Raw genomic sequence first — 25,600 nt, forward strand, 5'->3', positions numbered from 1 at the left:
CGCCCGTAGAACAATAAGAAATCCAATGACTTTACCACCGTGTTGACTGATAGGAATGACCCCATGAGTACAGCTACTTCAACGCCCGGCGAAAGAGCCTGGGCATTGTTTCAAGTCCTCAAGAGCAAGGAACTCATCCCGGAGGGCTATGTCGAGCAGCTCACGCAATTGATGGAGCACGGCTGGAGCCCCGAGAACGGCGCCCGTGTGGTGGCCAAGGCGTGGGTCGACCCGCAGTTCCGGGCACTGTTGCTCAAGGACGGCACTGCGGCCTGCGCCCAGTTCGGCTACACCGGCCCCCAGGGCGAATACATCGTCGCCCTGGAGGACACGCCGACGCTGAAGAACGTGATTGTCTGCAGCCTGTGCTCCTGCACCAACTGGCCGGTCCTCGGCCTGCCACCGGAGTGGTACAAGGGTTTCGAGTTCCGCGCACGCCTGGTCCGGGAGGGGCGCACGGTACTGCGCGAGCTGGGGACGGAGTTGCCCCGGGACATGGTGGTCAAGGTCTGGGACACCAGCGCCGAAAGCCGCTACCTGGTGCTGCCGGTCAGGCCGGAAGGCTCAGAACACATGAACGAAGAGCAGCTTCAAGCGCTGGTGACCAAAGACGTGCTGATCGGCGTCGCCCTGCCCCGCGTGGGCTGAAAACAACACCTCATCATCGTTCACTCCCGGAGTTTTGATTATGGATGGCTTTCACGATCTCGGCGGTTTCCAAGGCTTTGGAAAAGTCCCCCACACCATCAACAGCCTGAGCTACAAACAGGTGTTCAAGCAGGACTGGGAGCATCTGGCCTACAGCTTGATGTTCATCGGTGCCGACCACTTGAAAAAGTTCAGCGTGGACGAAGTGCGTCACGCCGTCGAACGCCTGGATGTGCGCCAGCATGTCGGCACCCAGTACTACGAACGCTACGTCATCGCGACCGCCACCTTGCTGGTCGAAACCGGCGTGATCACCCAGGCGGAGCTTGATCAGGCCTTGGGCTCCCACTTCAAGCTGGCGAATCCCGCCCATGCCGAGGGCCGCCCGGCGATCACGGGGCGGCCGCCCTTCGAGGTGGGGGATCGGGTGGTGGTGCGAGACGAATATGTGGCTGGGCACATCCGCATGCCCGCCTACGTGCGCGGCAAGGAAGGCGTGGTCCTGCACCGCACGTCAGAGAAATGGCCGTTCCCCGACGCAATCGGCCATGGCGATGTAAGCGCAGCCCATCAACCCACCTACCACGTCGAGTTCGCCGTGAAGGACCTGTGGGGAGATGCGGCCGATGAGGGTTTTGTGGTGGTCGACCTGTTCGAAAGCTACCTGGACAAGGCCGCCGGCCCGCGCGCGGTGAACCCATGACAGACGGCGCCCAGGCAAGCCGACTGCCGGTGACGGTCCTTTCGGGCTTCCTCGGCGCCGGCAAAACCACCCTGCTCAACCACATCCTGCGCAATCGCGAAGGCCTGCGCGTGGCCGTCATCGTCAATGACATGAGCGAAGTCAATATCGATGCCGAAGAAGTGCAGCGCGATGTCGCGCTGCACCGTGGTCGCGATGAGCTGATCGAGATGAGCAACGGGTGTATCTGCTGCACCCTGCGCGCCGATTTGCTCGAGCAGATCAGTATGCTCGCACGCCAACAGCGTTTCGATTACCTGCTGATTGAGTCCACGGGGATCTCCGAGCCGATGCCGGTCGCGGAGACGTTCGCCTTCCTTGACGCTGATGGCTTCAGCCTCAGCGAACTGGCGCGCCTGGACACCTTGGTGACGGTGGTCGATGGCAGTCGTTTCCAGGAACTGCTCGAATCGCCGCACACCGTTGACCGGGATGACGCTACGCCGGACGCGCCCAAGCGCCATCTGGCCAATCTGCTGATCGAACAGGTGGAGTACGCCAACGTCATTCTCGTCAACAAGCTGGATCTGATCGATGCAGCGCAGTATCAGGCCGTGCAGGCGATCCTCACGGGGCTTAACCCGACGGCGCGGATCATGCCGATGGCCCACGGTAATATCCCGTCAGCCAGCCTCCTCGGCACCCATCTGTTTGATTTACCCAGCCTCGCGGCGTCGCCGGGCTGGATGCGGAAAATGGAGGCGACCGACGCGCCGGTCTCCGAGTCGGACACCTATGGCGTGACGTCCTGGGTGTACCGTGAGCGCGCGCCTTTCCACCCGCAACGGTTGCTCGACTTTCTCCAGCAGCCCTGGAGCAACGGGCGATTGCTGCGCAGCAAAGGTTACTTCTGGCTCGCCAGCCGCCACCTGGAAACCGGCCTGCTGGTGCAAAGCGGCAAGCGGTTCCAATGGGACTATGTCGGGCGCTGGTGGAACTTCATCGAGCCGTCGCAATGGCCCCGGGACGAATACCGGCTGCAGGGCATCAGGGCCAAATGGGACAGCGTGGTCGGCGACTGCCGGCAGGAGTTGGTGTTTATCGGCCAGGGCCTCGACACCGACGCGTTACAGCGCGAGCTCGACCACTGCCTGCTGAGCGCCCAGGAAATCGCCGCCGGCCCACTGGCCTGGCAGGCACTGCCGGGGGCGACCGCCTTTGACCGACAGGCCCTTGCCCGCACCCCCACACAGCCCATGGCGATTGCCCCCATTTGATCCGAGATAGAGGTGCCCCATGCTCTTTTTCAGCCGAACCAGCCGCTGGGTATTGGCTCCGCTTGCCGACAGACTGGATGAGCCTGACCAGGCGAGTACACCGCTGTCGTCGAGCAACCCGTTATTGCGACGCATCCTGGCGGGCGTCGAGACATTGCTGCAAGAGCGGCGAGCCCTGAAAGCACAGACACACGCGCTGGCATTGGAAGCCACCCAATTGACCGAGCACCTGGCCCGCCGCGACGCGCTTTTACAGGAGCAGGAGGCGCGCTGGGCACTTATCGCCCAAGGCGCAGGTGAACTGTTTTGGGAACTGCAACCGGCAGGTATGGCTGCACCCGCACCGGAGTGGGCCATGAGGTGGACAGGGTCCGCGTCGATCCCGACCCAAGGTATTGATCAACTTGGCCGCTGGAACGAGCACCTGCACGCGACGGACCGGCAACGCCTGTTCGACGCGCTGGCCCGGCACCTGGCTGATCGCAGCGGGCGAACGCCCTTTGCGCTGGACGTACGCATGGCCCTTGCCTCAGACGGTGACTATCGTTGGTGCAGGATCAGCGGTGTGGCGCGCCGGGATGCGCAAGGGGTACCGGTCGCCATCGGCGGAAGCCTGCGTGACATTCATGAACAGCGCCTGCACGAAGAGTCACTCGAACTGGCGGCCACACGCTTCGAGATTTCCCGTGAAATGCTCCATGACGGGCTCTGGGACATTGAGGTGGTGGCGGGTGACCCGGCGAACCCGAACAACACCATCTGGTGGTCTTCGCAAATGCGGCGACTGCTGGGGTACACCACGGTTGAGGAATTTCCCAACACATTGGAAAGCTGGACCTCACGCTTGCATCCAGACGACAGCGCACGGGCAATCGCGGCGTTTGTCGCCCACGTCGAAGACCGCAGCGGCAAAACACCCTTTGATGTCGATTATCGGCTCAAGCACAGCAGTGGCAATTACCGCTGGTTTCGCGGCCGTGGGCAAACCCGCCGCGCAGAGGACGGTTCCCCGCAAAGGGTGGTGGGTGCCATCACCGATATCCATGCCCACCATGAAGAAAACAGCATGCGTGAGGCTCAGGAACACCAGCACCGAGTGATGCAGGAGACCCTGCGCAAGCTGACGCACATTGTCGCCACCATCCAGGGCATCGCCAGCCAGACCAACCTGTTGGCCTTGAACGCCGCCATTGAAGCCGCCCGCGCTGGCGACGCCGGACGCGGGTTCGCGGTGGTCGCCGATGAAGTGCGCAAGCTGGCGACCCGCACCAGCCAGGCGACCCAGCAAGCGGCCGACATGATGGACAGCTAGCGCCACGGGTCGAGTCGCGAGCAGCGCAACCAGTGGCAGTACAAACCCAACAATAAGAACCAGGTATCGTTATGCGTGATTATCAAGCTGTGGCCACATCCTTCAATTACCAGCAGACCGCCGAACTGGCTTTGCAAGGTGACCTGACTGCCCTGAACGCCTGCGTCGAATGCTGCGACCGGCACGCCCACGACGACGCCGTGGCGTTGTATTGCGAAGCACAGGATGGCAGCGCCGCCCAATACACATTCAGCCAATTGCAGGCCAGCGCCGCCCGCTTCGGCCATTTCTTGCGTGAGCAAGGGGTAAAACCGGGCGACCGCGTCGCCGGCCTGATGCCGCGCACGGTTGAACTGCTGATTGCCATCTTGGGGACCTGGCGGGTGGGCGCGGTCTATCAACCGCTCTTCACCGCATTTGGTCCCAAGGCGATCGAGCAACGATTGGGCTGCTCCAACGCGCGCTGGATCGTGACGGATGTGCAGAACCGTCCCAAGCTGGATGAGATCGGCAACTGCCCAAGCGTGATCGTAACCGGCGGGGGCCCGCAGAACCCCAGCGATTATCCGTTCTGGAGCATCCTGGACGGCCCAGACGTCGAGTGCGAACCGGTACTGCTGGACGCCAGCGCGCCATTCCTGCTGATGTGCACATCGGGTACTACGGGGCCGGCCAAGCCTCTGGAAGTGCCGTTGCGCGCCATTCTCGCCTTCAAGGGTTATATGCGCGACTCCATTGGCCTGCAGCAGGACGACCGGTTCTGGAACCTGGCCGATCCCGGCTGGGCCTATGGCCTGTATTACGCGGTGACCGGCCCGCTGGCCTGTGGTCATGCCACGCTGTTCTACAACGGCCCTTTTACGGTGGAGAGTACGTGCCGAGTCATTGCCAAGTACGCCATCAGCAATCTGGCCGGCTCCCCAACGGCGTACCGCCTGCTGATCGCCGAGGGGGCAACGTTCGCCGACGCCGTGCGCGACCGCCTGCGTGCCGTCAGCAGTGCCGGCGAGCCGCTCAACCCGCACGTGATCCGCTGGTTTGCCGAGCAACTCGGTGTGACCATTCACGATCATTACGGCCAGACGGAAATCGGCATGGTGTTGTGCAATCACCATGGTTTGCGTCACCCGGTCCGTGAGGGCTCGGCGGGTTATGCGGTGCCCGGCTACCGCATCGTCGTGCTGGACGACGCGCATCGGGAATTGCCGGCGGGTCAGCCGGGCGTCCTGGCGGTGGATCGCGAACGCTCGCCCCTGTGCTGGTTCGACGGCTACCTGGGTATGCCCACCCGGGCCTTTGTGGGGCGCTATTACCTCAGCGGCGACAGTGTGGAGCTGAATGACGACGGCAGTATCAGCTTCGTCGGCCGCAACGATGATGTGATCACCACGTCCGGCTACCGCGTCGGGCCGTTCGACGTCGAGAGCGCGCTGATCGAACACCCGGCGGTGATCGAAGCGGCGGTGATCGGCAAACCCGACCCGCAACGCACCGAGCTGATCAAAGCCTTTGTCGTGCTCGACAGCCAGTACCAGCCCAGCGCCGAGCTGGCCGAAGTACTGCGGCTGCATGTACGGCAGCGCCTGGCCGCCCATGCCTATCCCCGGGAAGTGGAGTTCGTCGAGCAACTCCCCAAGACCCCCAGTGGCAAGTTGCAGCGCTTTATCCTGCGCAATCAGGAAATTGCCCGGCAGCAGGCGCCGGGGGCATGAACCCGTGGCCGGTGTGCCGGAGCGCCAGGCGTGCGCGCAATCCAAGGCAAAGCGTGTGCTGAACCGATCAGACTTCCAGCGCAAAGCCTCGGAGTTATTCAAGGAGCGCAGTTTCAACCAGGTCAGCATGCGTGAACTCGCCGCGCATGTTGGTATAAGCCCGGGGGCGATTTATCACCATGTGGAAAGCAAAGAGGCGCTGCTTTACGAACTGCTGATGGAGCTGTATCAAACCCTGTTGTCCCAGGTGCACGGCATCAAGAATCGCCGATTGGCACCCGATCAACGCCTGGCCCAACTGATCGACCGTCACCTTCAATTGCATGAACACATGACCGGACACTTCAAGCTCGCGGTCATGGACGCCAATTGCCTGGGCGACTCGATGCAGGCAAACGTCCAGCAACTGCGGCGTGCCTATGAGTCGGAAATAATGGATCTGATCGGCCAGGCAGGCCATCCACCGGGCGGGCCGTTGCGCGAGGGCGCGCTCACGGCCATTTTGCCCATGCTGAACAGTCTACCCACCTGGTTAAGCCCGATGCTCGATAACGCCCAGCGGCGAACGATTACGAAGACCATTGCCTGTGCGGTGTTACAGGCCATTGATTCCCTGCCCTGAGCCCACCATGACCCATACTGAAACCCCAGGCTGGCCCGAGGCGGATTGCCGGAGCGCCTTATCAATCAGCACAGAACCGCGAACCGTCAGCGCCGCTGGTGCATGGATTGCAGAATCGCCGCCGAGATCAGCTCAAGGGGCACCTCACGCTCCACCGCGCCGAGCTTGAACGCCTCCTTGGGCATGCCATACACCACGCAGGACTCTTCATCCTGGCCCAGGGTGCGGGCGCCGTTGTCGTGCATTTCCTTCAGGCCCCGGGCGCCGTCGTCGCCCATTCCCGTCATGATGATCCCCAGCGCGTTACCGCCGGCACTGCGGGCCACCGAACGAAACAGTACATCAACGGAAGGTCGATGCCGGCTGACCGGAGGTCCGTCGACAATTTCCACCTGGTATTGGGCACCGCTGCGCTTGAGCACCATGTGCCGGCCACCGGGGGCAATCAGTGCACAACCGGGGACAACCCGGTCACCGTTCTTCGCCTCCCTGACCTCGATCTCGCACAGTCGATTGAGGCGCTCGGCAAACGCGGCGGTGAAGTGTTCGGGCATGTGCTGCACGATGACGATGCCCGGACAGACCCTGGGCAAGGCGGTCAACACCAACTCCAGGGCCTGGGTGCCGCCCGTGGACGTACCAATGGCGACAATGTTTTCGGTGGTGCGCGCCATTGCCTGGGTGCCCGCCGGCAATATGACGTCAGCCGTCAGCTTGGCGGGAGCGCGTTCGCTGGAAGGCACCATGCGCTTCATGTTGGCCCGCGCGGCGGCCTTGACGGCCCCCGCCAATTCATCGGCACTGTCGGTGAGAAACTGGCGCAGGTTGAGTTGTGGCTTGGTCACAATGCTGACCGCGCCGGCCGCCAGTGCCTGCATGGTGGTGGCCGCGCCCTTTTCGGTCAGCGTGGAGCAGATGACCACGGGCGTGGGGTGTTCGGCCATCAACTTCTTGAGGAACGTGATGCCATCCATCCGTGGCATCTCCACGTCCAACACAATCACATCCGGCCATTGCTTGTTCATTTTGTCCATGGCGAACACCGGGTCTGCCGCCGCGCCGATAACCTCGATAGCGGGGTCTTGCCCCAGGGTCGCCGTGAGTACCTGACGTACCACAGCGGAATCATCAATGATCAGCACTTTGATAAGGCTCATGTCGCACGTTCTCCATGAGGGCTGCTGGGGGTTCACTTCAAGGCCAGGTAGTTGAGTTCGATTTCGCCGTTGGCCAGATCGAACACAATCGTCCGATAACCCACGCCTTCCACATGGAAGTGTTGACACCGCAACTGATGCAGATCGAGCAGGCGCATGGCCTGTTCGACATTGCGCTGGCCGACGTAATCATTGTCCGAGCGCACAAGCCCGGGAAACATGTTGCCACCGCCGAATACGCTGATCCTGAACTCCGTCGGCAGGGCCTTGATCGACTGTATTCGAGCGAGCAACAGTTCAAAGGCTTCGTTGCCGTAGCGACCATCCAGGACGCCCTGTTTGGTCACGGCGCGCTGTGGCAGCAGGTAGTGACACATGCCCCCCAGCAAGCGCCGGGGATGCCAGAACACCAATGCAACACATGATCCCAGCACCGTACGCAGGCGAATCGCACCCGAGCCGAAAAACCACTCGCCGGGATTCAGGAACACCTCGTTGGGCGGTCGACTGTCAGGCATGCGGCCTCCGGTAGATGGAAGGCTTGACCAGCCGCAGCTCATCGGTGATGCCGTTGAGGCTCTCCGAATGGCTGACCAGAAAGTACCCACCCGGCTTGAGGTGACTGACCAGGCGCTTGACCACCTGCACTTTGGTGTCGTTGTCAAAATAGATCATCACGTTGCGCAGGAAGATCACATCGAACATCCCCAGTTTCGGCAGCGGGTTATTCAGATTGATCGACTGGAAATCGATCTTCGCCGCCAGCGCCGGGTCGACCATGAAACAACCGTGGTTGGCGCCCACGCCCTTGAGGCAATACTTGTTCAACAGCGCCTCAGGGATGCCGCGTATGCCGTCGAGGGGATAACGCCCAAGGCGGGCTTTTTCCAATACCCGGCTGCTGATGTCCGACGCGACAATCTCCCAGGGCCGGCCGGCGAGGTTGTCCGCCAGCACCATCGCCAGGGTATAGGGTTCTTCGCCGGTCGAGCAGGCGCCACTCCATATGCGCAACGGCCCGCTGCCCCGCAGCTCGGGCAACGCGACATCGCGCAGGAAATCAAAATGCTTGGGCTCACGGAAAAAGTAGGTCTCGTTGGTGGTCAGCATGTCCACCGCTACCTGCAACTCCACGCTGTCCTTCATCAGCACCTTGTAGTAAGCGCCGTAGGTATTGAGCTTGAACACCTGCAGTCGCTTGGCCAAGCGAGCGCTCACCAACTGTTTCTTGGCATCGGACAGGCTGATGCCGGCGATTTGATAAATGAGGTCACGAAACTGCATGAACTCGGCGTCAGAGAGGATCACGTTCATCAGGACATTCCCCCAAGCCTGTTCAGGCGATCGAAGGTAGCGAAGACTCAAGGTTGACCAGCGCATCGACCTGTTCCAGGGACAACACGCGGCCGATGTCCAGCAACAGCACGAAACCGCTCTCCAGTTTGCCGATGCCCAGTAAAAAGTCGGCCCTGACATCGGTGCCGAAATTCAATGAGGGTTCGATGTCCTGGTCGGCGATTTCCAGGACCTCGCTGACCGCATCGACAATGATGCCCACCGGCTTGCGCTGGGCATTGGCCTGTACCTCAAGGATCACAAAACAGGTCCTTGGAGTCTGCACCGTGCGTTCGCCGCGAAAGCGCACCCCCAGGTCGAGCACGGGCACCGCCGCGCCGCGCAGGTTAATCACCCCGCGTATGCTGGGAGGCAGCAACGGCACGCTGGTGATCGGCCCGTATTCGATGATTTCCCGAACGTTGAGCGTGCCCACGGCGAACATCTCCTCCCCCAGCACAAAGGTGAGGTACTGGCTCGGGCTCGAGACGCTGGCATTGCCTGGACTGTCGATGGGTGGGGCCATGATTCACCTCGGGTCACATACGTTTTCGTCTTCATCAGGGGCGCTTCGCACCCCGGCGCTGGGCAAGCCCGCTCACCACAACAGCTCTATCCGCCGGGGAGATACCTAGACAGCGATCAGGCCGGCTATCTCATCGACACACAGCACATGCTCGATCTGAAGGAGCGTGACGAACTCGCCTCGCACCTTGGTCATCCCCCCGATGAAGTCGGTGCGAATGTGATTGCCGAACGCCGGAGCGGGCTTGATATCGATCTCGAGTATCTCGATCACTTCGCTGACCGAGTCCACCACCACCCCCAGGACCTGGGATTCGCCCTCCTTCGCCGCCTCAAGAATGACGATGCAGGTGCGACTACCCAGTACCGTCGTGCCCTTGCCGAAACGCGCCTTGAGGTCCACGACCGGCACCACCGAACCGCGCAGGTTGATAACCCCCCGCAGGAATTCCGGCATCATCGGTACGCTGGTCACCTGGTTGTATTCGATGATTTCACGAACACTCAGGGTATTGACCGCGTACATCTCCTCGGCCGCCAGGAAGGTCAGGTACTGCAAGGGTTCATCCACTGGCGGCGCAGCTTCGACAGCGCCCTGCATGCCCGCTGAGGTGCCCATGGGTCAACTCCCGAAGCGGACGAAACCACCGTCCGAGGAGCGACTGTCCAGGTCCTGGGTGGACATGGCTCGGCTGATCTGCGGCATCGAGACATTGCGCCCGGCACGTTTGCTTTGCACGGTGAAAAACCCCATGAGTTCCTGCAACTGCTCGGCCTGGCCACTCATTTCCTCGGCCGTCGCCGCCAGCTCCTCGGAGGCCGACGCGTTTTGCTGGGTCAGTTGGCTCATCTGCGACATCGCGCTGTTGATTTGTTCGGAACCGATGGATTGTTCTTCCGAGGCCGCCGCAATTTCCTGCACCAGGTCGGAGGTCTTGGCAATCGACGGCACAATCTCGTCCAGCAGGTTGCCCGCCCGTTCGGCCAAGGCCACGCTGTTCTTGGCCACCTCACTGATTTCCTGTGCGGCAATCTGGCTGCGCTCCGCCAGTTTGCGCACTTCGGCCGCGACCACCGCAAAGCCTTTACCATGCTCGCCGGCCCGTGCCGCTTCGATTGCCGCGTTGAGCGCCAGCAAGTTGGTCTGGTAGGCAATGGAATCGACGATGCCGATTTTTTCGGCAATGGTTTTCATCGCCGCCACGGTGTCCTTCACGGCTCGACCGCCTTCCGAGGCTTCCTTGTTGGCTTTGCCCGCCATGCCGTCGGTGACCTTGGCATTTTCGGTGTTCTGGGAAATGGACGCCGACATTTGCTCCATCGACGCCGAGGTCTGTTCGACCGATGCCGCCTGCTCGGAAGCCGACTGGGCCATGCTTTGGGCGGTGGCGGAGATCTCTTCCGAAGCACTCGACAGCGAGTCCGCCGAGCCGCGCACTTCGCCGATGATTTCCGAGAGTTTTTCCACGGTGCCATTGACCGAGTGCTTCAGCTCCAGGAACTTGCCCTGGTAGTCGCCGGTAATGCTGCGAGTCAGGTCGCCGGCGGCCATCGCCGACAGCACCTCCATGGCCTCGGTGATCGGTACGATGATCGCGTCCAGAGAACCGTTGATACCGAGGATGATGCGGCGGAAATCGCCCTGGTGCCGGGCGGCGTCAGGGCGGGTGTCCAGCTTGCCGATCAGCGCACTGTCGCTGATCTCGCTGGTATCTTCCACAAGGGCCAGGATATTGGCGCGCAGTTGCTCGACGTTTTCATTGATAAAGGCTTTCTTGCCAGGGAAACGCTCCAGGGGCGCGGACAAATCCCCTTCGCCGAACGCGCGAATACAGGCCATGGCCTTTTTCTTCACGTTGATATGGCCGTTGACCATGTCATTGATGCCCTGGCCGATATCCCGGTACGAACCCGCGAAGCGCTCGACATCGATCATCACGTCAATGTCACCTTTTTCATGCTCGCTGGACATGTGCTGCATTTCATTGATCAGCGCCAGGATGTTGCTGCGCAACAGCTCGATGTTGTCGTTGATAAAGGCTTTTTTGCCGGGGAATTGTTCCAGGGGCGCAGACAGATCACCGTTACCGAAGGCGCGTATGCAGGCCATGGCTTTTTTCTTCACCGCGATGTGGCCGTTGACCATATCGTTGATGCCCTGGGCCATGGAGCGGTAACTGCCATGAAAGCGGCCGGCATCGATCTGTGCATCGATCTCGCCCTTGTCGTGCTCACTGGACATACGGTCCATCTCCACGATCAAGTCATGCAGGTTCGCGCCCAACTGCTGCATGCTCGCCATCAGGCTGGTGGTGTCTCCGGCCCTGAGCGTCGCCTTGGCATTCAATTCGCCGGCCGATAGGCGTGCCGCATAGGCTTGCACCACGGTAGGTTCCGCCCCGAGCCGGCGCATCAGATTGCGCCCCAGCAAGACGCCGATCAGCAGGGTAGCCACCAGGGTCAGGCCGCTCACCAGCAGGATGAGGGTGCGTGCGTTCTTCTCGGTGGTGGTGGCGAGCACCTGGCCCTTGCGCCCCAGTTCCAGGTTGTATTCACGCAGCTCGCCGATCGCCGCGAGCACGGCGGTCTGCAGGGGCTGGCTGGTCTCGATCAATGCACGGGCCGAGGCCTGGTCACCGTCATCGATGAGCTTGTCGAAGTGCGTCTGCAACGCCGCAAACTCAGCCAAATGGCCGCGCAGTTGTTTCAACAACGCCGCATCGTGCTCGTCGGAGGTCAACTCGGCCTGATAGCGATCCAGGGCTTTGCCAACGGCACTGAAATCCTGCGCCACGCTGGCCGCGTAAGCCGCCACGCTGTTTTTGTCTGGCTCGTTCAAACGTTGCCATTGCAAGGCGTGCAAGTCAGTGAAGGCCGCGGCGGCGCGGTCGATCTCCAGCAGGCTGGGCACCGTATTGACGTTGGCATAGCTGGCGCTCGTATTGATTTCACCGGCCAGGTACAGGCTGGTGCCACCCAACACGAAGACACCCAGCATGGCTGTGAAAACCAGCAACATGATATTTCTGATAACAGTCATGGTGAGGCACTCCTGATGACGCTTCAATGAGTCGATAAAGGGCTTGGGATCGAACGATGGGGGGTTTCCTTGGCAACCTGTCCTAGCAAATTCGGGATATCCAGGATCAGCGCAACGGCTCCACTTCCGAGGATGGTGAACCCGCCCAGCCCATGGGCATCACCAAACACTTTGCCCAGTGGCTTGATCACGGTTTGGAACTCCCCCTGCAGGCGATCGACCACCAGGCCGGCACGCAAGCCTGCGTATTGCACGACGACCACGTTTTCCCGGTTGCCTCCAGGCTCTTGCACATCAAACATGTCGCGCAGCCGCAGGATCGGCAGCACCTCGCCCCGCAGGTCCAGGTAGCCGGTTTCGGTGCCCCGCTGAGGGGCCAGCTCGATGCACTCCTCCACCATGTTCAGCGGAATCACGTAAGAAGCCTTGCCCACGCCGATCAGGAAACCGTCAATGATCGCCAGCGTCAGCGGCAGGCGGATGCACACCGTGGTGCCCTGCCCGACTTCGCTCTCGAGGCTGACACTGCCGCGCAACGCCGTGATATTGCGCTTCACGACGTCCATGCCCACGCCACGCCCGGACAGGTTGCTGACCTGGTCGGCGGTGGAGAATCCCGGCTCGAAAATCAGATTCAGGATGTCTTTGTCCGACGGCTGCTGGGCCTCGCCTACCAGGCCACGCTCACGGGCCTTGGCCAGGATCTTGTCCTTGGCCAGGCCACCGCCGTCGTCGGACACCTCGATCACGATGCTGCCGGATTCGTGATAGGCATTCAGGCGTACCGTGCCCTGGGCCGGCTTGCCCCGCTGGAGGCGCGTCGACGCCGGTTCGATGCCGTGGTCCATGGCATTGCGCACCAAATGGGTCAGCGGGTCGCCAATGCGTTCGACGACGGTCTTGTCCAGCTCGGTCTCACCGCCGCCGATGTGCAGCACGATGTCCTTGCCCAACTCTTTGGAGACGTCCCGCACCACGCGCTGGAACCGCGTGAAGGTTGCGCCGATCTGCACCATGCGCAGGGTCAGCGCCGAGTCGCGGACTTCCTCGACCAGCCGCGATAACAAGCTGGTGGATTCGATCATCTCGCCAATCCCACTGCGTACCGCCACCAGGTTGGCGCCGGCACCGGCAATGATCAGCTCGCCGACCAGGTTGATCAGTTGGTCCAGCTTTGCGGCATCGACCCGAATCAGGTTGCCTTCGTTGCTCGCCGCGCTTTTGCCGGCCTTGACCGGCGGCGTTGTCGACTCCTGGACATCAGGCTCGCTGCGCGTTTCGACCGGTGCCTGCTCGGCGTCCTGGGTCACGAGCAAGGCCTGGGCCTCGGTCAATGTGCCGCAACGCACCAGTAGCTCGACCAGCGTGGCGTTGTCTTCCGGCAAGCCGTCGAGATGGGTCCGACACGCCTGCACCGTGGCATTCGGTGCAAGGATGCGAACCAGCGCGTCCTCGCGGACAAAATCAAAGGCGCCATCGATGACCTCCAGGGACGCGTCGCTGGCCAGTGCGAGTTCAAACCCGAGGTAGTTGGTTTCCGGGTCCATGGCGGTCATGGGCGGCAACCCATCGAACAAGGTAACGGTGTGCAGCAAACGCCCCAGCGTGCTCAGGTAACGCAGGAACGCCAAGGGGTCCATGCCATTGCGCAACACATCCGGGCCGAAGCGCAGCGACAAATGCCAATGGCCGGGACTGGCGCCTGGCTCATCCGCCGGCGCCGGCGCTTGAAGGGCCGGCGCCGGGGTCGAGACCGCCGCGTCCAGATACAGCGACAGCCGCTCAATGATAGATTGGCCCTGAGCCCGCACCGGTTCATCCAGGCGATCCAGATTGCCGTCCTCGGCCAGCAGGTCGATCAATTGGCCGATATGGTCACGGGCGTCGAGGAACAACGCACTCAACGCCTCGTCGACGCGCACTTCCAGGCTGCGCACCCGGTCCAGCACGCTTTCGGCGACGTGGGTGAACTCAACGATCGGCATCAAGCCAAACAGGCCGGCCGACCCCTTGATAGTGTGGGCCACGCGGAACAGGCCGTTGATGGTGTCCAGGTCCTGGGGCGACTTCTCGATCTGCAGCAGCGCATCTTCCATTTGCAACAGAAGCTCGCGACTTTCGGCAATGAACGTCTGCAGCACGTCATCCATGTTCATACGCTTACGCTCCGACCGACTGGGTGAAACTCGCATTGGTGAAGTAGTCGTCAAGGCCGCTGAGGCGAAAGGCTTCGCTCACCGTCGAGCTGGGGTTGCTCAGCAACAACTGGGTGCCTTCCTTGAGAGACTCGCGCTTGATGAGGATCAACAGCTGCAAACCGGCACTGTCGAGTTCATCGACACTGGACAGGTCCAACTCGACTTCATGGGCCAGGGGAAACAACGACAACAGCACGTCCTTTTGCTCGGCAGCCGTGTAGATCGTCAGGGGGCCTTCCATGACCTGGATTCGACGTAGCATCGGGACGGCGCTTTTCATGTAAACCTCCTGGCCAGCGGTCGCTGGTCATCGCTATGGCAGGATCAACTTGGAGACGGCGGTCAGCATTTGCGCAGGCTGGAAGGGCTTGACCATCCAGGCCTTGGCGCCGGAAGCCTGGCCTTGCTGCTTCATCGCATCGCTGGCTTCGGTGGTCAGCATGATGACCGGCGTGAACTTGTAGGCCGGCAACAGCTTGGCCGCCTTGACGAAACTGAGGCCGTCCATGTTGGGCATGTTCACGTCACTGACAATCAGGTGGATTTTGCGGCCGTCCAGTTTGCTCAGGGCGTCCTTGCCATCACAGCCTTCGATCACGTCGTAACCGGCGCCTTTGAGGGTGATGCTCACCACCTGGCGGATGGAGGCCGAGTCGTCGACGATCAGAATGGTCTTGCTCATCGGAAAAACTCCTCTAGAAAAACGTGATTTCGTTGGCATCGGCCTGGGCAGGCGCTTTACCACCATGAATGGCGTGCTGCTCCGGCATGGTGTAGGCCGTTGACAGCTCCTGCAGCCAACGGTCACTGCTCATCGGCGCCAGGGACTGTCCGCTGAGGCTCGACTCATGACGTTCGTCCAACTGCTGCTGCAACTTGTCCAGGTCGCGGGTAATCAAGGTCAGCATCTGGCTGACGCGGTCCTGGAACTGCAGGGCAACCAGCACCTGGGCAATCTCGTCGGCGACATTGGCGCTCTGCTGCTGTACGTCATGGCTGTTGCGCACAATGGTCTGGGCGGTTGCGCGAAAATGTTCGATAACCTCCGACACCACGCGCTCCGAATCGGCGAGAGTCAAGGTGTCTTGTTCGGCGTGGTGGCGGGACATCTGCACCGTGCGGGCGATGGCGGCATTGACGGTGATCACGGTTTCGCTGATCTTGCGCCCGGTCTCGCCGGACATGCTCGACAACTTGCGCACTTCATCGGCGACCACCGCAAACCCTCGCCCCGCCTCCCCGGCTCGCGCAGCTTCGATAGCCGCGTTGAGGGCAAGCAGGTTGGTTTGACTGGCGATGTCGCCGACAAACTTGGCCATCTGCTGAAGCTGCTCGGTGAAGCTCGAGAGCTGCATGACTTCCTTGAGCTCATTCTCCTTATTGGTGAGCGCGGCGCGCAGGGCCACGACGATGGAATTGAGGTCACGCTGGCCGACCTCCAGCAAGTCGACCAATTGTTGCGAAGCGTCCTGGCCGCCATTGCTGGAGACGCTGTGGCTGATGTTGGATGACAGCGTGCCAAAACGCTCGCTGAGGCTGAGAATCGAGGTTTCACTGATCGAACGCGCCGCTTCTATCTGCCGCGACCAGATCGGCAGCACGCTGACGCACACCTGCGCCAGGCCGTTATCGACGGCCAGCGTCGGAGCAATGGATGCCGGTTGATCGAGCTGCTGTTGCAGGCCACGCCACTGCGCCTGGGACCTGCTGTTTGCCCACAGGCCCATGCCGATACACAACGTAAACAAGGCGCCACCAGCGGCCAGCGACACCATGCTGAAGCGCTCGCTCCAGGCAATCGCAAGCCCGCCCAGCAGCCCCGCGAACGCAACCGGAAACAGGGTCAAAGCAGCGGAAGGGGGTGGTGTCGGTGCGCTCACGGTCTGTCTCCCTGTCAAGGCATGTCGTCACGACCTGACCGGCCATTCGACTGCTTGAAAGAGATACTGGCCCGATAATGGCACTGCCACCATCGGAGCATCCCTATTCTGGGGTAGGGATCCTGGAAAACCGCCTAGGAAAATCCCTACCCCCGTACACGCTTCACGAAATACCCAGGGTCATGGCGAAACGCACAATGTCGGCGGTGGAGGAGAACCCCATCTTTTCCATGAGCCGGGTCTTATGGGTACTGACCGTCTTGTTACTGATGACCAACTGCTCGGCGATCTGGTTGACGCTCATGCCGTGCGCCAGCAGGCGCAGGATCTGGAACTCACGATCGGACAAGCTCTCGACAAAGGTCTGCTGCTTCAAGCCACTGCTTTGCAGCGCGATCTGTTCCGCCAGCCCGGGGTCGAGGTAGCGTTGGCCACTGACCACTCGACGCATCGCGACCAACAGGGTTTCGGGATCGCGATCCTTGGTCAGGTAGCCGAGTGCACCGGCACGTAATGCCCGTTGCGCGATATGGATTTCGTTATGCATGCTCAATACCAGAATCGGCAGGCTCGGGTATTGGGCATGCAGGCGGGCAATCAGAATCTCGCCGCTGATACCCGGCATATTCATGTCGAGCAGCAGCAGGTCGATCTCGACCTGGCGCAACAGTTCGATCAGTTGCGTGCCACTCTCGGCTTCGGCCACCACCTGCACGTCGGCGACCAGCGAGAACAACTGCTTGAGCCCCTCGCGCATGATGGTGTGGTCATCGGCGATCAGCATGCGAATCATCACTACCTATCCTTGTGCATCGGAATGAACGCCTGGACCGTAGTGCCCTGCCCAGGATGACTGAAAATGATCACTTTGCCGCCCAGCATCAGGCCGCGCTCACGCATGCCGGCCAAGCCCAGGGTCTGGCGGCCGACGGCATCCGGGTCAAAGCCCTTGCCGTTATCCTGGACCTCGAGCACCCAGTGGGTCTCCTGCGGGCTCAGGGTGACGCTGACCTGTGTCGCTTCGGCATAACGCGCGATATTGGTCAGCGATTCCTGCACGATGCGAAACGCCGCGGTCACGTGGCTATCCGGAAGGTTCAGGGCAATCAGCGGCAGGTTCAACGCACAGGGGACCTGGGTCAAGGTAACGAATTCGGCTGTCAGCCATTCAAGACCGGACACCAGCCCCAGGTTCAACGCGGAGGGGCGCAGGCTCGTGGACACGTTGCGCACCACCTGGATGGTCTTGTCGGTCAGCACCATCAACCGCTCGACCTGAGGGGTGAGTTCAGGCATATCGGTGCCGAACTGAAACCTCAGCAACGAGATGCCCATGCGCAGCGCCGTCAGGTGCTGGCCCAGTTCGTCATGGATCTCCCTGGCAATCAGTTTGCGTTCCTCTTCCCGCGCCGTTTCCCGGCGGGTCGACAGGTCGCGTAATTGCGCGTTGGAATTGGCCAGGCGCCGCTCCGCCGCGCGCAGCTTGGAAATATCGCGCCCGACGGCCAGCACGCTGACGACCCGCTGGCCGTCGACCTCGGGAACAAAGTGGATCAACACCACCTTGGGCGCGGTTTTCAAACCCGACAATAAGAACTCCTGTTCCGTGGCTTTGTTCTGGCGAATCACCTGGGCCACCAATTCTCGAAAAAGCTGGGACTGGGCGTTCAGCGGCACCACTTCATCCATGGGCATGCCCATCAGTTCCGGCCAGGCCCCGCCCACCCATTTTCGCAACTGCGCATTGACGTAGAGCACCTCCCCGAAAACACTCAAGCGCGCGACGGCGTCCGGGCTGTTTTCCACCAGTGCGTTGATGTCGTGCTGGCGTTCCAGTTCTTTCTGCCGGGCCCGGGTCAAATGGGTCACATCACGACCGATCACCAACACCCGCTGGCCCTCGCGCCCCGAGTCGGCCACCGGCACCAGGGTAAAGTGCAGGTTGCGCACTTCGTTGCGCAGCACCATGCCCTCCTCAGACTCCACCACCCGTTCGGTGGCCCTGCATTGGTCATGGAGTGCCTGGATTCTTTCCGCGTTGAGCCGGCCAAATATCGACGCCAGCGCCTCGCCAATAACCTCGCCATGGGGTTTCCCAAGCACCTGCAACAGGGCCGGATTGACCTCGACACAGCGCAGCTCACCCCGTGGCGCAGCCTCCAGCAGGCACAGCATGTCCAGGGTATGGTCGAAAATATCCCGGTAGCGGCGCTCGCGCTCCCTGAGCAAGGATTCGGAGCGCCAGCGCTCGATGGCAATCGCGGCAATGTGACAGGTCTGGCGCACGCGCTGCCGGTCGCTCTCGTCCAGCGCAGAACCGGGTGAGCGCGACAACGCGAAAGCCCCAAGGACCTGCCCCTGATTGCCGAGGATGGGCTCGTACCAGCCTGGGGAAGAAGCCATGGACTCCCCCGAGCCGGGGCTTTGCGGGTCAGCAAGCACGACGCCACAGGAGCAGTGAGGCAAGGCCAGTTGAAGATAACTCACCAGCAACCCCAGGGTTTCGTCCAGTGAGGCGCCCGTGGCCATTGTTTCGAAGATGCGCAGACGTGCGTCCTCAAGCACTTGCTGTTTGCGCAACTCAGTGATGTCGTGGGCCAGTGCCAGCACGCCTGCCACCTCACCGGATGGGCTGCGCTCAGCCATCAGGCTGACGACACAACTCACCGCTTCACCACCGGGGCCGGCCGGCCAACTGTTGAGGAATTGAGCGGTCTGGCCTGTGGATGCCACATGGCGCAGATGGTCGAGGTAATCGCCGGGCTGCTCCTCGGGGCCGGCGCCTATGGCTTCGTCATAAGACATGCCGGTCAAGAGCAGGAACGTCGGGTTGACGTACGTACGCGACAGGTTGCGATCGTAGCGCACAATGATGTTGGGTGAATTCTCCGCCAGGGTGAGGAATTTCAGCTCGCTGCCCAGCAAGGTTTCGCGAAGCTGCCAGTTCTCGGTGATGTCTTCCAGCTGGGAGACAAAACAGATCGGCTGCCCCTGGTCGTCCCGCACCAGCCCCACGGTCAGGCGCACCCAGACAACCTGGCCGTCGTGGTGGATGTAGCGTTTATGCAAGGTGGCGCCCTGCCGTGTACCGCCCTTCAACTCTTCTATCAGCTGCTTGCCCACTTCGCGGTCTTCGGGGTGGGTCAATGCCATGAACGTGGTGTTTTGCAGCTGTGCCTCGCTGTAGCCAAGCAGCCTGCAAATGACGCTGTTGGCCCTCAGCCAACGACCGTCCAGTGACACAAGCGCCAAGCCGGTGCCGGAGGAATCGAAAATGGCTTCAAGGGGGATCTCGGAGAAGCGCTCGCTGTGGGAATGCGCGGTTGGGGGCCCAGGCAGGGGAAGGATTTCAACAATAAAATAGTCGTCGCGCCACGGTGTCATCGACAGGTTCAACCGGCCGGACTGCCTCGCGGTCGCCTCGAAACACACCCGGGATCGCCCATCGGCCTTTTCCAGTGCCGCATAAAAAAGCCGGCTGTCCTGGGGGCGCAGCAAGGAGAGAAACTCAGTGGTCGTCTCGGGAGGGACGCCGTTCTGGCACTGCAACGTTGAAAACCCAGGGTTGCCCAACACGACCCGGGCAGATCGATCCAGGACCACAACCGCGCCCGACAGGCAATCCAGCACACCTTCAAGGGTTTGCAGCACATCCTTGTCTGCCATTACCGCTCCTGCATGCGTTCACGCTTACGATGAAAAACCCAGCGTAAATACTTCATCAGTCCGTGCTGGCTCGCTCCATAAAAGCCTGAAACCCATTCAATTGAATGTATGCCCAACGGGTGCCCACAAAAACAACACCCTATGGATAGCATTGCCCGGCACTTGATGGAGACTATCGTAGTCTCATTTACAGCCGGCGCCAGCCAGACTAAAGATTTACGTTCAGCCGCAAGGAATCCTCACGCCGGCCTCCGGCATGCCACCCCACGTGGATGTTTTGGATGTCGAACACTCAACCCACGCCAAGGCCCTGCACATAATAAAAATAGATGATCTTATAAATTCGCAAGATAACAATATCTAATAATTAGCTTATTCCAAAAAAGACTTTCCCCACGATTTTTTATAGAGATATCTTCATTCCACAGACCGACCCCATGCCTGGCGGAGGACGTACCCCCGATCACCAGGAGCCTCCTGCAGGCTTGCATGGACCCTTTCCGACATGCCAGACATCGCCTTCCCCCTACCCCGCAAAAGATTCCACCTGTCACTGCTGACCAGTTCCCTGCTGCTGGCCGGTGCGCCCTCCTTCGCCGAAGCCGCCGCCGACGAGGCCAAGCTCGATACGGTGACCGTGATTTCTACCGGTTTGCGTGGCCAGCAACGCACCGTGGCCGACAGCCCGGCACCGATTGACGTGATCAACAGCGAACAGCTGCTCAAGACCGGGCGCGCCGAGTTGTCCGAGGCGATTGCGAAGCTGCTGCCGTCGTTCAACTTCGGCACCAATATCGCCGGCTACAACTCGGTGACGCGTCCGCTGAGCAACCGCAGCCTCGGCCCGGCCTATACCCTGGTGCTGGTCAACGGCAAACGCCGGCACAACGGCGCCACCGGCCAGCGCGGGTCGATCGACAACAGCGGAGCCAATGCGGTGGACATCGACCTGATCCCGGTCAGTTCGGTGGACCATATCGAGGTGCTTAAAGACAGTGCGGCGGCCCAGTACGGTTCGGATGCCGTGGCCGGGGTGATCAATATCATCCTCAAGGCCGGCCACAGCGGCGGGCACCTGGAAACCAGCTACGGCCAGTTGTTTTCCGGCCAGGGGGAAACGATCAAGGTGGCCGGCGACCAGGGTTTCAAGCTGGGCGACGGCGGGTTTTTCCACCTCTCCGCCGACGCCCGCAAACGCGGCGAGGCCTCTTGGAACGACAAGGCCGACAGCAGCGTGCGCGCCTTCAACGACCCGGCCAGGGAAGCGGCCTGGGACCGCGTGGCAATCAAGAACGGCGACCCGGACCTGAAGGCCTTCAACCTCGCCTACAACGCCGAACTGCCCCTGGAAGACCTGACGCTCTACTCGTTCTCCACCTACGGCGAGCGCGATGCCGAGGCCGCCAACTACTTCCGCTTGCCGACCGGCCGGGCCGCCGTGCCCGAGGTGTTCCCCGACGGCTACTACCCGCTGAACAACATCAAGGACCGCGACTACCAACTGCTGTTCGGCGGCAAGGGCCAGGCGGCCGAGTGGAACTGGGACCTGAGCACCACCTACGGACGCAACAACGTCCACCATTCCAGCGACCTGAATATCAACCCGTCCCTGGGCACCGCGTCGCCGACCAGGTTCGACAACCTGGCCACCTTCCGTTTCGAGCAGTGGGTGAACAACCTGGACTTTACCCGCCGCTACGACAGCCTGTTCAACCTGACCTCGCCGGTGCAGGTGTCGGCCGGCCTGGAGCATCGCTGGGAACATTTCAGCACCTTCGCCGGTGACCCCGAGGCCTATATCACCGGCACGTACCCGGCGGCGTCGGGCGCACAGGCGGCGGTAACGATTCGCCCGGAGGATGAAGTCAGCCTGATCCGCAACAACTACGCCGGCTACCTGGACCTGGGCTTCGACCTGACCGAGCGCTGGTTTCTCGACGTCGCCGGGCGGATCGAACATTACGACGATGACTCGGGCAACACCTTCGGCCTCAAAGTGAATTCGCGCTACGAGTTGACCGACAGCGTCGCCGTGCGCGGCACCGTCGGCACCGGCTTCCGTGCACCGTCCCTGACCCAGATCGGCTACACCGTGGCCGACAACCGGGTGGCTACCGATGTGAACGGCAACGTGGTGCCCGCCGTGACCCGCCTGACCCCGTCGGGCAGCAACCTGGCCAAGGCCTTGGGTGGCGACGACCTCAAACCGGAAAAGTCACGCAACCTCGGGATGGGCTTGACCTGGCAGCCGGCACCGCGCACCAGCGTCACCGCCGACGCCTACCTGATCGACATCGACGACCGCATCGCCCTGACCAGCAATATCTACGACCAGGGCAACGGCGTGATCAACGGCATCCTCAGCGCCCAAGGCGTGCCCTCGGGGACCTGGGTCAACTATTACACCAACGCCTTCGATACCCGCACCCGTGGCCTGGACGTGGTCGCCGACCACACCACGCCGCTGGAGGCCTGGGGCGATGTGCGCTGGAGCCTGGGCTTCAACTGGAACAAGACCACCATCGAAGGCACCCGAGACACCCCGAGTGCGCTGGCCAACTCCGGCGTCACCCTGGTGGGCCGCGACCGCGAAGGCGATCTCACTGAGGCCTCGCCCAAGACCAAATGGATCCTGGGCGCCAACTGGAAGGTCGAGGACCTCGCAGTGAACCTGCAAACCAGCCGCTACGGCGCGGTCAAGACCCTGGCGGTAAACCCCTCCGGCGACCGCAGCTTCGGTGCGAAATGGATCACCGACCTGGACGTCAGCTACACCTTCGTCGACCAGATCACCGTCAGCATCGGCGGCACCAACATCTTCGACGTGCGCCCCGACCGGCACGCCGTCTACAGCAACCTGGGCCTGGCGCCCTACGGTAACCCGCCGTTCTACCCCGGCGGCGGCTACTGGTACACCAAGCTGGCCTACGACTTCTAAGCCAATCGCCATACGAGGGCATCCCATTGAACACCTCCAACTTGATGAGCCGTCTATTGGCCCCTTGCGCCCTGGCGTTGAGCCTGGCCGCCTGCTCGCCTGCGGGCACTGACAGCCAGGCCGGCAAGACCTTGAACATCGCCTTCTTTGGCGACAACACCACCCTGGTCAGCGTCGACCCGTTCCAGGTCTACTGGCTCGAACACCGGGTGCTGCTGCGCAATATCGCCGAATCCCTCACCGACCAGGATCCGCAGACCGGCAGGATCATTCCCTGGCTGGCGAAAAGCTGGGAAGTCAGCGACGACGCGTTGACCTACACCTTCCACTTGCGCGACAACGTCACCTTCAGCAATGGCGAGCGCTTCGATGCCAAGGCCGTGAAAACCGCCTTTGACAGCAACAAGGCACTGGCGACCGAGCTGCCGGCCACCTTCGGCGCGACGTACCTGGCGGGCTTTGATCGCGCCGAAGTGGTCGACGACTTGACCGTCAAGCTGGTGCTCGCCAAGCCCAATGCGGGCTTCCTGCAGGCGACCTCCACCACCAATCTGGCGATCCTCGCACCGGCCTCCTACGCACTGAGCGTCAAGGAGCGTTCGCTCGGCAAGATCATCGGCACCGGCCCGTTCGTATTGGCCAGCTACACCCCGGAAGTCGGCGCGCACCTGACCAAGCGCAAGGGGTACGCCTGGGCGTCGGCGAATATGAAAAACCAGGGCGAAGCGCACCTGGAGGCGGTGGACGTCACCTACATCCCCGAGGAAAGCGTGCGTAACGGCCTGTTCCTGCAAGGCAAGGCCGACATCCTGTGGCCCCGCAACCCGTTCTCGGAAGTCGACCTGAAACTGTTCCAATCCAAGGGCGCCACCATCCAGAGCCGCTCGCTGCCGGGGCCGGCGCTGAACCTGTACCCCAACACCCGCGGCGAGCGGGCACTGGCCGACAAGCAAGTACGGCTGGCGGTGCAAAAGGCCATTGACCGCAAGAGCTACGCCAGCACCGTGTACAACGCCGAATTCCCGGTGGTGGACGGTATCTACGACGTCACCACGCCCTACTTCAAAAGCCAGGGCGCCAAGCTGGCCTACGACCCCGCGGGTGCCGAGCGCCTGTTGGACCAGGCCGGCTGGGCCAAGGGCACCGATGGCTACCGGCACAAAGACGGTAAGCGCCTGAGCCTGAGCTACAACATCACCCCGGCGGAAACTGCCGGGGATGTGCTGCTCCAGGACCAACTGCGCAAGGTCGGTATCGAGGTCAAGCTCAACGTGGTCACTCGCGCCGAATGGGTTGCCAACAACTCGGCCGGTAACTATGACCTGACCAGCACCTACATGACCCGCGCCGATCCGATCATCCTGCAGACCATCCTCGACCCTCGCACCGCCAACAGCTCGACCCTGGCCACCAACCTCTACGCAGCGCCGACCCTGGAAAAAGCCAAGGGCCTGTTCGATGCCGGCATCACCGCCACCCAAAGCGCTCAAAGGGCGACAGCCTACGGCGACTTGCAGGACCTGCTGATCGACGAAGGCTCGGCGTTCCCGGTGTACGAGCGCGTGTGGCAGGCCGCGACGTCGCCCAAGGTGAAAAACTTCCGCTGGACCGCCGAAGGCTTCGCCCTGCTGGGCGACATCGAGGTCGGCACGCCATGAGCCGCTACCTGATCGGCCGGGTCGGCCAGGCGCTGCTGGTGCTATGGGGGGCCTATAGCATCTCCTACTTCATCCTCTATCTGCTGCCGGGCGATACCTTGTCGATCATGCTCAGCGCGTCCGGCATGGAAGCCGACACCCTGTCGGTGGAAGACCTGGCCAAGGCGCGCGCCTACTACGGCTTGGACAAAGGCCTGTTCGAGCAATATATCGACCTGCTGCTGGGGGCATTGCACGGGGACTTCGGGCAGTCGCTGTCACTCAATCGCCCGGTGGCCGAATTGCTCGCCGAGCGCCTTCCCCAGACCCTTTCCCTGGCCGGCCTGGCGATTGTGCTCTCGCTGCTCGGCGGTATCGGCCTGGCTTACCTCACCGCGTATATCCGCTGGCAACCGTTGAAAAAGGCACTCGCGCGCTTGCCGTCCCTGGGCTTTTCGGTGCCGGTGTTCTGGATGGGCCTGCTGTTGATCCAGGTGTTTGCGTTTGGCCTGGGTTGGTTTCCCGCCACCGGCAGCCGTGGGGTTGAAAGCCTGGTGCTGCCGGCGGTCACCCTGGCGATTCCCAGCGCAGCGGTGTACGCCCAGGTGCTGCAACGCAGCTTCCAGGGCGTGTGGAAAGAGGCCTATATCGTCACCGCCTACGCCAAGGGGTTGAGCCGGGGCCAGGTGCAGGCGCGCCACGGGTTCAGGAACGCCGCGCTGCCGATCCTCACCCTGATCGGCCTGCAGGTGGGTAACACCGTGTCCGGCGCGGTGCTGGTGGAAACCATCTTCGCTCGCTCCGGCATCGGCCGCCTGGCCCAGGAAGCGGTGCTGCGCCAGGACATTCCGGTGGTGCTGGCCATCGTCGCGGTCTCGGCGGCGGCATTTGTCCTGGTGAACCTGCTGGTGGACCTGCTTTACCCCTGGCTCGACCCGCGCATCTCCCACACGCCCAAGGTGTCCTAGACC

At 61.9% G+C, this 25,600-nt stretch carries 19 protein-coding genes and 4 pseudogenes; 10 read left to right on the plus strand and 13 right to left on the minus strand.

Features of this window, described 5'->3' with window-relative positions; all coding sequences use genetic code 11:
- Positions 1-63: 63 nt before the first annotated feature.
- From nthA to AC07OP_RS01180, 7 genes and pseudogenes are all read left to right on the plus strand, one after another.
- Complete coding sequence (nthA, locus tag AC07OP_RS01150) at positions 64-648, plus strand: nitrile hydratase subunit alpha (RefSeq protein ID WP_495102641.1); 585 nt, start codon at positions 64-66, stop codon at positions 646-648.
- A gap of 40 nt (positions 649-688) precedes the next feature.
- The gene (nthB, locus tag AC07OP_RS01155; protein ID WP_027605698.1) at positions 689-1,351 is read left to right on the plus strand and encodes a nitrile hydratase subunit beta; all 663 of its coding nucleotides are present in this window, start codon (positions 689-691) and stop codon (positions 1,349-1,351) included.
- Positions 1,348-2,607 carry a GTP-binding protein gene (locus AC07OP_RS01160; RefSeq protein ID WP_495102640.1) on the plus strand — a complete coding sequence of 420 codons (1,260 nt, stop codon included), beginning with the start codon at positions 1,348-1,350 and terminating at the stop codon, positions 2,605-2,607. The genes nthB and AC07OP_RS01160 overlap by 4 nt, the downstream gene beginning before the upstream one ends.
- A gap of 355 nt (positions 2,608-2,962) precedes the next feature.
- Positions 2,963-3,640, plus strand: a pseudogene (locus AC07OP_RS01165) (PAS domain-containing protein); the annotation flags it as partial.
- Between the two features lie 15 nt (positions 3,641-3,655).
- Positions 3,656-3,895 (plus strand): annotated as a pseudogene (locus tag AC07OP_RS01170) (methyl-accepting chemotaxis protein); the annotation flags it as partial.
- Between the two features lie 95 nt (positions 3,896-3,990).
- The gene (locus AC07OP_RS01175; RefSeq protein ID WP_495102639.1) at positions 3,991-5,631 is read left to right on the plus strand and encodes an AMP-binding protein; all 1,641 of its coding nucleotides are present in this window, start codon (positions 3,991-3,993) and stop codon (positions 5,629-5,631) included.
- A gap of 58 nt (positions 5,632-5,689) precedes the next feature.
- Positions 5,690-6,253, plus strand: coding sequence for a TetR/AcrR family transcriptional regulator (locus tag AC07OP_RS01180; RefSeq protein WP_115486301.1), 564 nt, complete (start codon positions 5,690-5,692; stop codon positions 6,251-6,253).
- 86 nt (positions 6,254-6,339) lie between these two features.
- Here the strand turns inward: AC07OP_RS01180 and AC07OP_RS01185 are convergent, their stop codons facing one another.
- The 13 genes and pseudogenes from AC07OP_RS01185 to AC07OP_RS01245 all read right to left on the minus strand — a co-directional run bounded on the left by AC07OP_RS01185 (position 6,340) and on the right by AC07OP_RS01245 (position 20,054).
- Positions 6,340-7,410 (minus strand): protein-glutamate methylesterase/protein-glutamine glutaminase, encoded by a 1,071-nt coding sequence (locus tag AC07OP_RS01185; RefSeq protein ID WP_495102638.1) that lies wholly within the window; start codon positions 7,408-7,410, stop codon positions 6,340-6,342.
- 32 nt (positions 7,411-7,442) lie between these two features.
- A complete protein-coding gene (locus tag AC07OP_RS01190) occupies positions 7,443-7,928 on the minus strand; it encodes a chemotaxis protein CheD (protein ID WP_065941360.1) in 486 nt (161 codons plus the stop codon).
- Positions 7,921-8,724 carry a CheR family methyltransferase gene (locus tag AC07OP_RS01195; RefSeq protein ID WP_495102637.1) on the minus strand — a complete coding sequence of 268 codons (804 nt, stop codon included), beginning with the start codon at positions 8,722-8,724 and terminating at the stop codon, positions 7,921-7,923. The genes AC07OP_RS01190 and AC07OP_RS01195 overlap by 8 nt, the downstream gene beginning before the upstream one ends.
- A 22-nt stretch (positions 8,725-8,746) precedes the next feature.
- Positions 8,747-9,271 carry a chemotaxis protein CheW gene (locus tag AC07OP_RS01200; RefSeq protein WP_495102636.1) on the minus strand — a complete coding sequence of 175 codons (525 nt, stop codon included), beginning with the start codon at positions 9,269-9,271 and terminating at the stop codon, positions 8,747-8,749.
- 105 nt (positions 9,272-9,376) lie between these two features.
- Entirely contained in the window at positions 9,377-9,889 is a 513-nt protein-coding gene (locus AC07OP_RS01205) for a chemotaxis protein CheW (protein ID WP_405125875.1), read from the minus strand.
- Between the two features lie 123 nt (positions 9,890-10,012).
- Positions 10,013-10,729: pseudogene (locus AC07OP_RS01210) on the minus strand (methyl-accepting chemotaxis protein); the annotation flags it as partial.
- 60 nt (positions 10,730-10,789) lie between these two features.
- A pseudogene (locus AC07OP_RS01215) lies at positions 10,790-12,310 on the minus strand (MCP four helix bundle domain-containing protein); the annotation flags it as partial.
- Between the two features lie 23 nt (positions 12,311-12,333).
- Complete coding sequence (locus AC07OP_RS01220; RefSeq protein WP_495102635.1) at positions 12,334-14,466, minus strand: chemotaxis protein CheA; 2,133 nt, start codon at positions 14,464-14,466, stop codon at positions 12,334-12,336.
- Between the two features lie 4 nt (positions 14,467-14,470).
- A complete protein-coding gene (locus AC07OP_RS01225; RefSeq protein ID WP_027605686.1) occupies positions 14,471-14,788 on the minus strand; it encodes an STAS domain-containing protein in 318 nt (105 codons plus the stop codon).
- A 33-nt stretch (positions 14,789-14,821) separates the two neighbouring features.
- Positions 14,822-15,190, minus strand: coding sequence for a response regulator (locus AC07OP_RS01230; protein ID WP_027605685.1), 369 nt, complete (start codon positions 15,188-15,190; stop codon positions 14,822-14,824).
- Between the two features lie 13 nt (positions 15,191-15,203).
- A complete protein-coding gene (locus AC07OP_RS01235; protein WP_495109902.1) occupies positions 15,204-16,283 on the minus strand; it encodes a methyl-accepting chemotaxis protein in 1,080 nt (359 codons plus the stop codon).
- Between the two features lie 268 nt (positions 16,284-16,551).
- Positions 16,552-17,181: a response regulator gene (locus AC07OP_RS01240; RefSeq protein ID WP_027605683.1), complete on the minus strand. Its 630-nt coding sequence runs from the start codon at positions 17,179-17,181 to the stop codon at positions 16,552-16,554.
- Positions 17,182-17,183: 2 nt separating this feature from the next.
- On the minus strand, positions 17,184-20,054 hold the full coding sequence (locus AC07OP_RS01245) for a PAS domain-containing sensor histidine kinase (protein WP_495102634.1): 2,871 nt from the start codon (positions 20,052-20,054) through the stop codon (positions 17,184-17,186).
- A 505-nt stretch (positions 20,055-20,559) separates the two neighbouring features.
- On the opposite strand from AC07OP_RS01245, the gene AC07OP_RS01250 reads away from it, so the two are divergent.
- Genes AC07OP_RS01250 through AC07OP_RS01260 form a run of 3 tightly spaced genes read left to right on the plus strand, consistent with a single transcriptional unit; the run spans position 20,560 to position 25,597 of the window.
- Complete coding sequence (locus AC07OP_RS01250) at positions 20,560-22,992, plus strand: TonB-dependent receptor plug domain-containing protein (RefSeq protein WP_495102633.1); 2,433 nt, start codon at positions 20,560-20,562, stop codon at positions 22,990-22,992.
- 44 nt (positions 22,993-23,036) lie between these two features.
- Positions 23,037-24,650: an ABC transporter substrate-binding protein gene (locus AC07OP_RS01255; RefSeq protein ID WP_495102647.1), complete on the plus strand. Its 1,614-nt coding sequence runs from the start codon at positions 23,037-23,039 to the stop codon at positions 24,648-24,650.
- On the plus strand, positions 24,647-25,597 hold the full coding sequence (locus AC07OP_RS01260; protein WP_495102632.1) for an ABC transporter permease: 951 nt from the start codon (positions 24,647-24,649) through the stop codon (positions 25,595-25,597). The genes AC07OP_RS01255 and AC07OP_RS01260 overlap by 4 nt, the downstream gene beginning before the upstream one ends.
- The last annotated feature ends 3 nt before the right edge of the window (positions 25,598-25,600 follow it).

This window comes from Pseudomonas sp. GW821-FHT09D08, from assembly GCF_059416305.1.

Bases quoted from the DNA above. Each gene is read 5' to 3' on its own strand.
- AC07OP_RS01160 (WP_495102640.1), top strand. From the start codon at position 1,348: ATGACAGACGGCGCCCAGGCAAGCCGACTGCCGGTGACGGTCCTTTCG.
- AC07OP_RS01240 (WP_027605683.1), bottom strand. From the start codon at position 17,181: ATGATTCGCATGCTGATCGCCGATGACCACACCATCATGCGCGAGGGG.
- AC07OP_RS01235 (WP_495109902.1), bottom strand. From the start codon at position 16,283: ATGGTGTCGCTGGCCGCTGGTGGCGCCTTGTTTACGTTGTGTATCGGC.
- nthB (WP_027605698.1), top strand. From the start codon at position 689: ATGGATGGCTTTCACGATCTCGGCGGTTTCCAAGGCTTTGGAAAAGTC.
- AC07OP_RS01255 (WP_495102647.1), top strand. From the start codon at position 23,037: ATGAGCCGTCTATTGGCCCCTTGCGCCCTGGCGTTGAGCCTGGCCGCC.
- AC07OP_RS01220 (WP_495102635.1), bottom strand. From the start codon at position 14,466: ATGAACATGGATGACGTGCTGCAGACGTTCATTGCCGAAAGTCGCGAG.
- AC07OP_RS01200 (WP_495102636.1), bottom strand. From the start codon at position 9,271: ATGGCCCCACCCATCGACAGTCCAGGCAATGCCAGCGTCTCGAGCCCG.
- nthA (WP_495102641.1), top strand. From the start codon at position 64: ATGAGTACAGCTACTTCAACGCCCGGCGAAAGAGCCTGGGCATTGTTT.
- AC07OP_RS01245 (WP_495102634.1), bottom strand. From the start codon at position 20,054: ATGGCAGACAAGGATGTGCTGCAAACCCTTGAAGGTGTGCTGGATTGC.
- AC07OP_RS01175 (WP_495102639.1), top strand. From the start codon at position 3,991: ATGCGTGATTATCAAGCTGTGGCCACATCCTTCAATTACCAGCAGACC.
- AC07OP_RS01260 (WP_495102632.1), top strand. From the start codon at position 24,647: ATGAGCCGCTACCTGATCGGCCGGGTCGGCCAGGCGCTGCTGGTGCTA.
- AC07OP_RS01190 (WP_065941360.1), bottom strand. From the start codon at position 7,928: ATGCCTGACAGTCGACCGCCCAACGAGGTGTTCCTGAATCCCGGCGAG.
- AC07OP_RS01225 (WP_027605686.1), bottom strand. From the start codon at position 14,788: ATGAAAAGCGCCGTCCCGATGCTACGTCGAATCCAGGTCATGGAAGGC.
- AC07OP_RS01205 (WP_405125875.1), bottom strand. From the start codon at position 9,889: ATGGGCACCTCAGCGGGCATGCAGGGCGCTGTCGAAGCTGCGCCGCCA.
- AC07OP_RS01195 (WP_495102637.1), bottom strand. From the start codon at position 8,724: ATGAACGTGATCCTCTCTGACGCCGAGTTCATGCAGTTTCGTGACCTC.
- AC07OP_RS01230 (WP_027605685.1), bottom strand. From the start codon at position 15,190: ATGAGCAAGACCATTCTGATCGTCGACGACTCGGCCTCCATCCGCCAG.
- AC07OP_RS01185 (WP_495102638.1), bottom strand. From the start codon at position 7,410: ATGAGCCTTATCAAAGTGCTGATCATTGATGATTCCGCTGTGGTACGT.
- AC07OP_RS01250 (WP_495102633.1), top strand. From the start codon at position 20,560: ATGCCAGACATCGCCTTCCCCCTACCCCGCAAAAGATTCCACCTGTCA.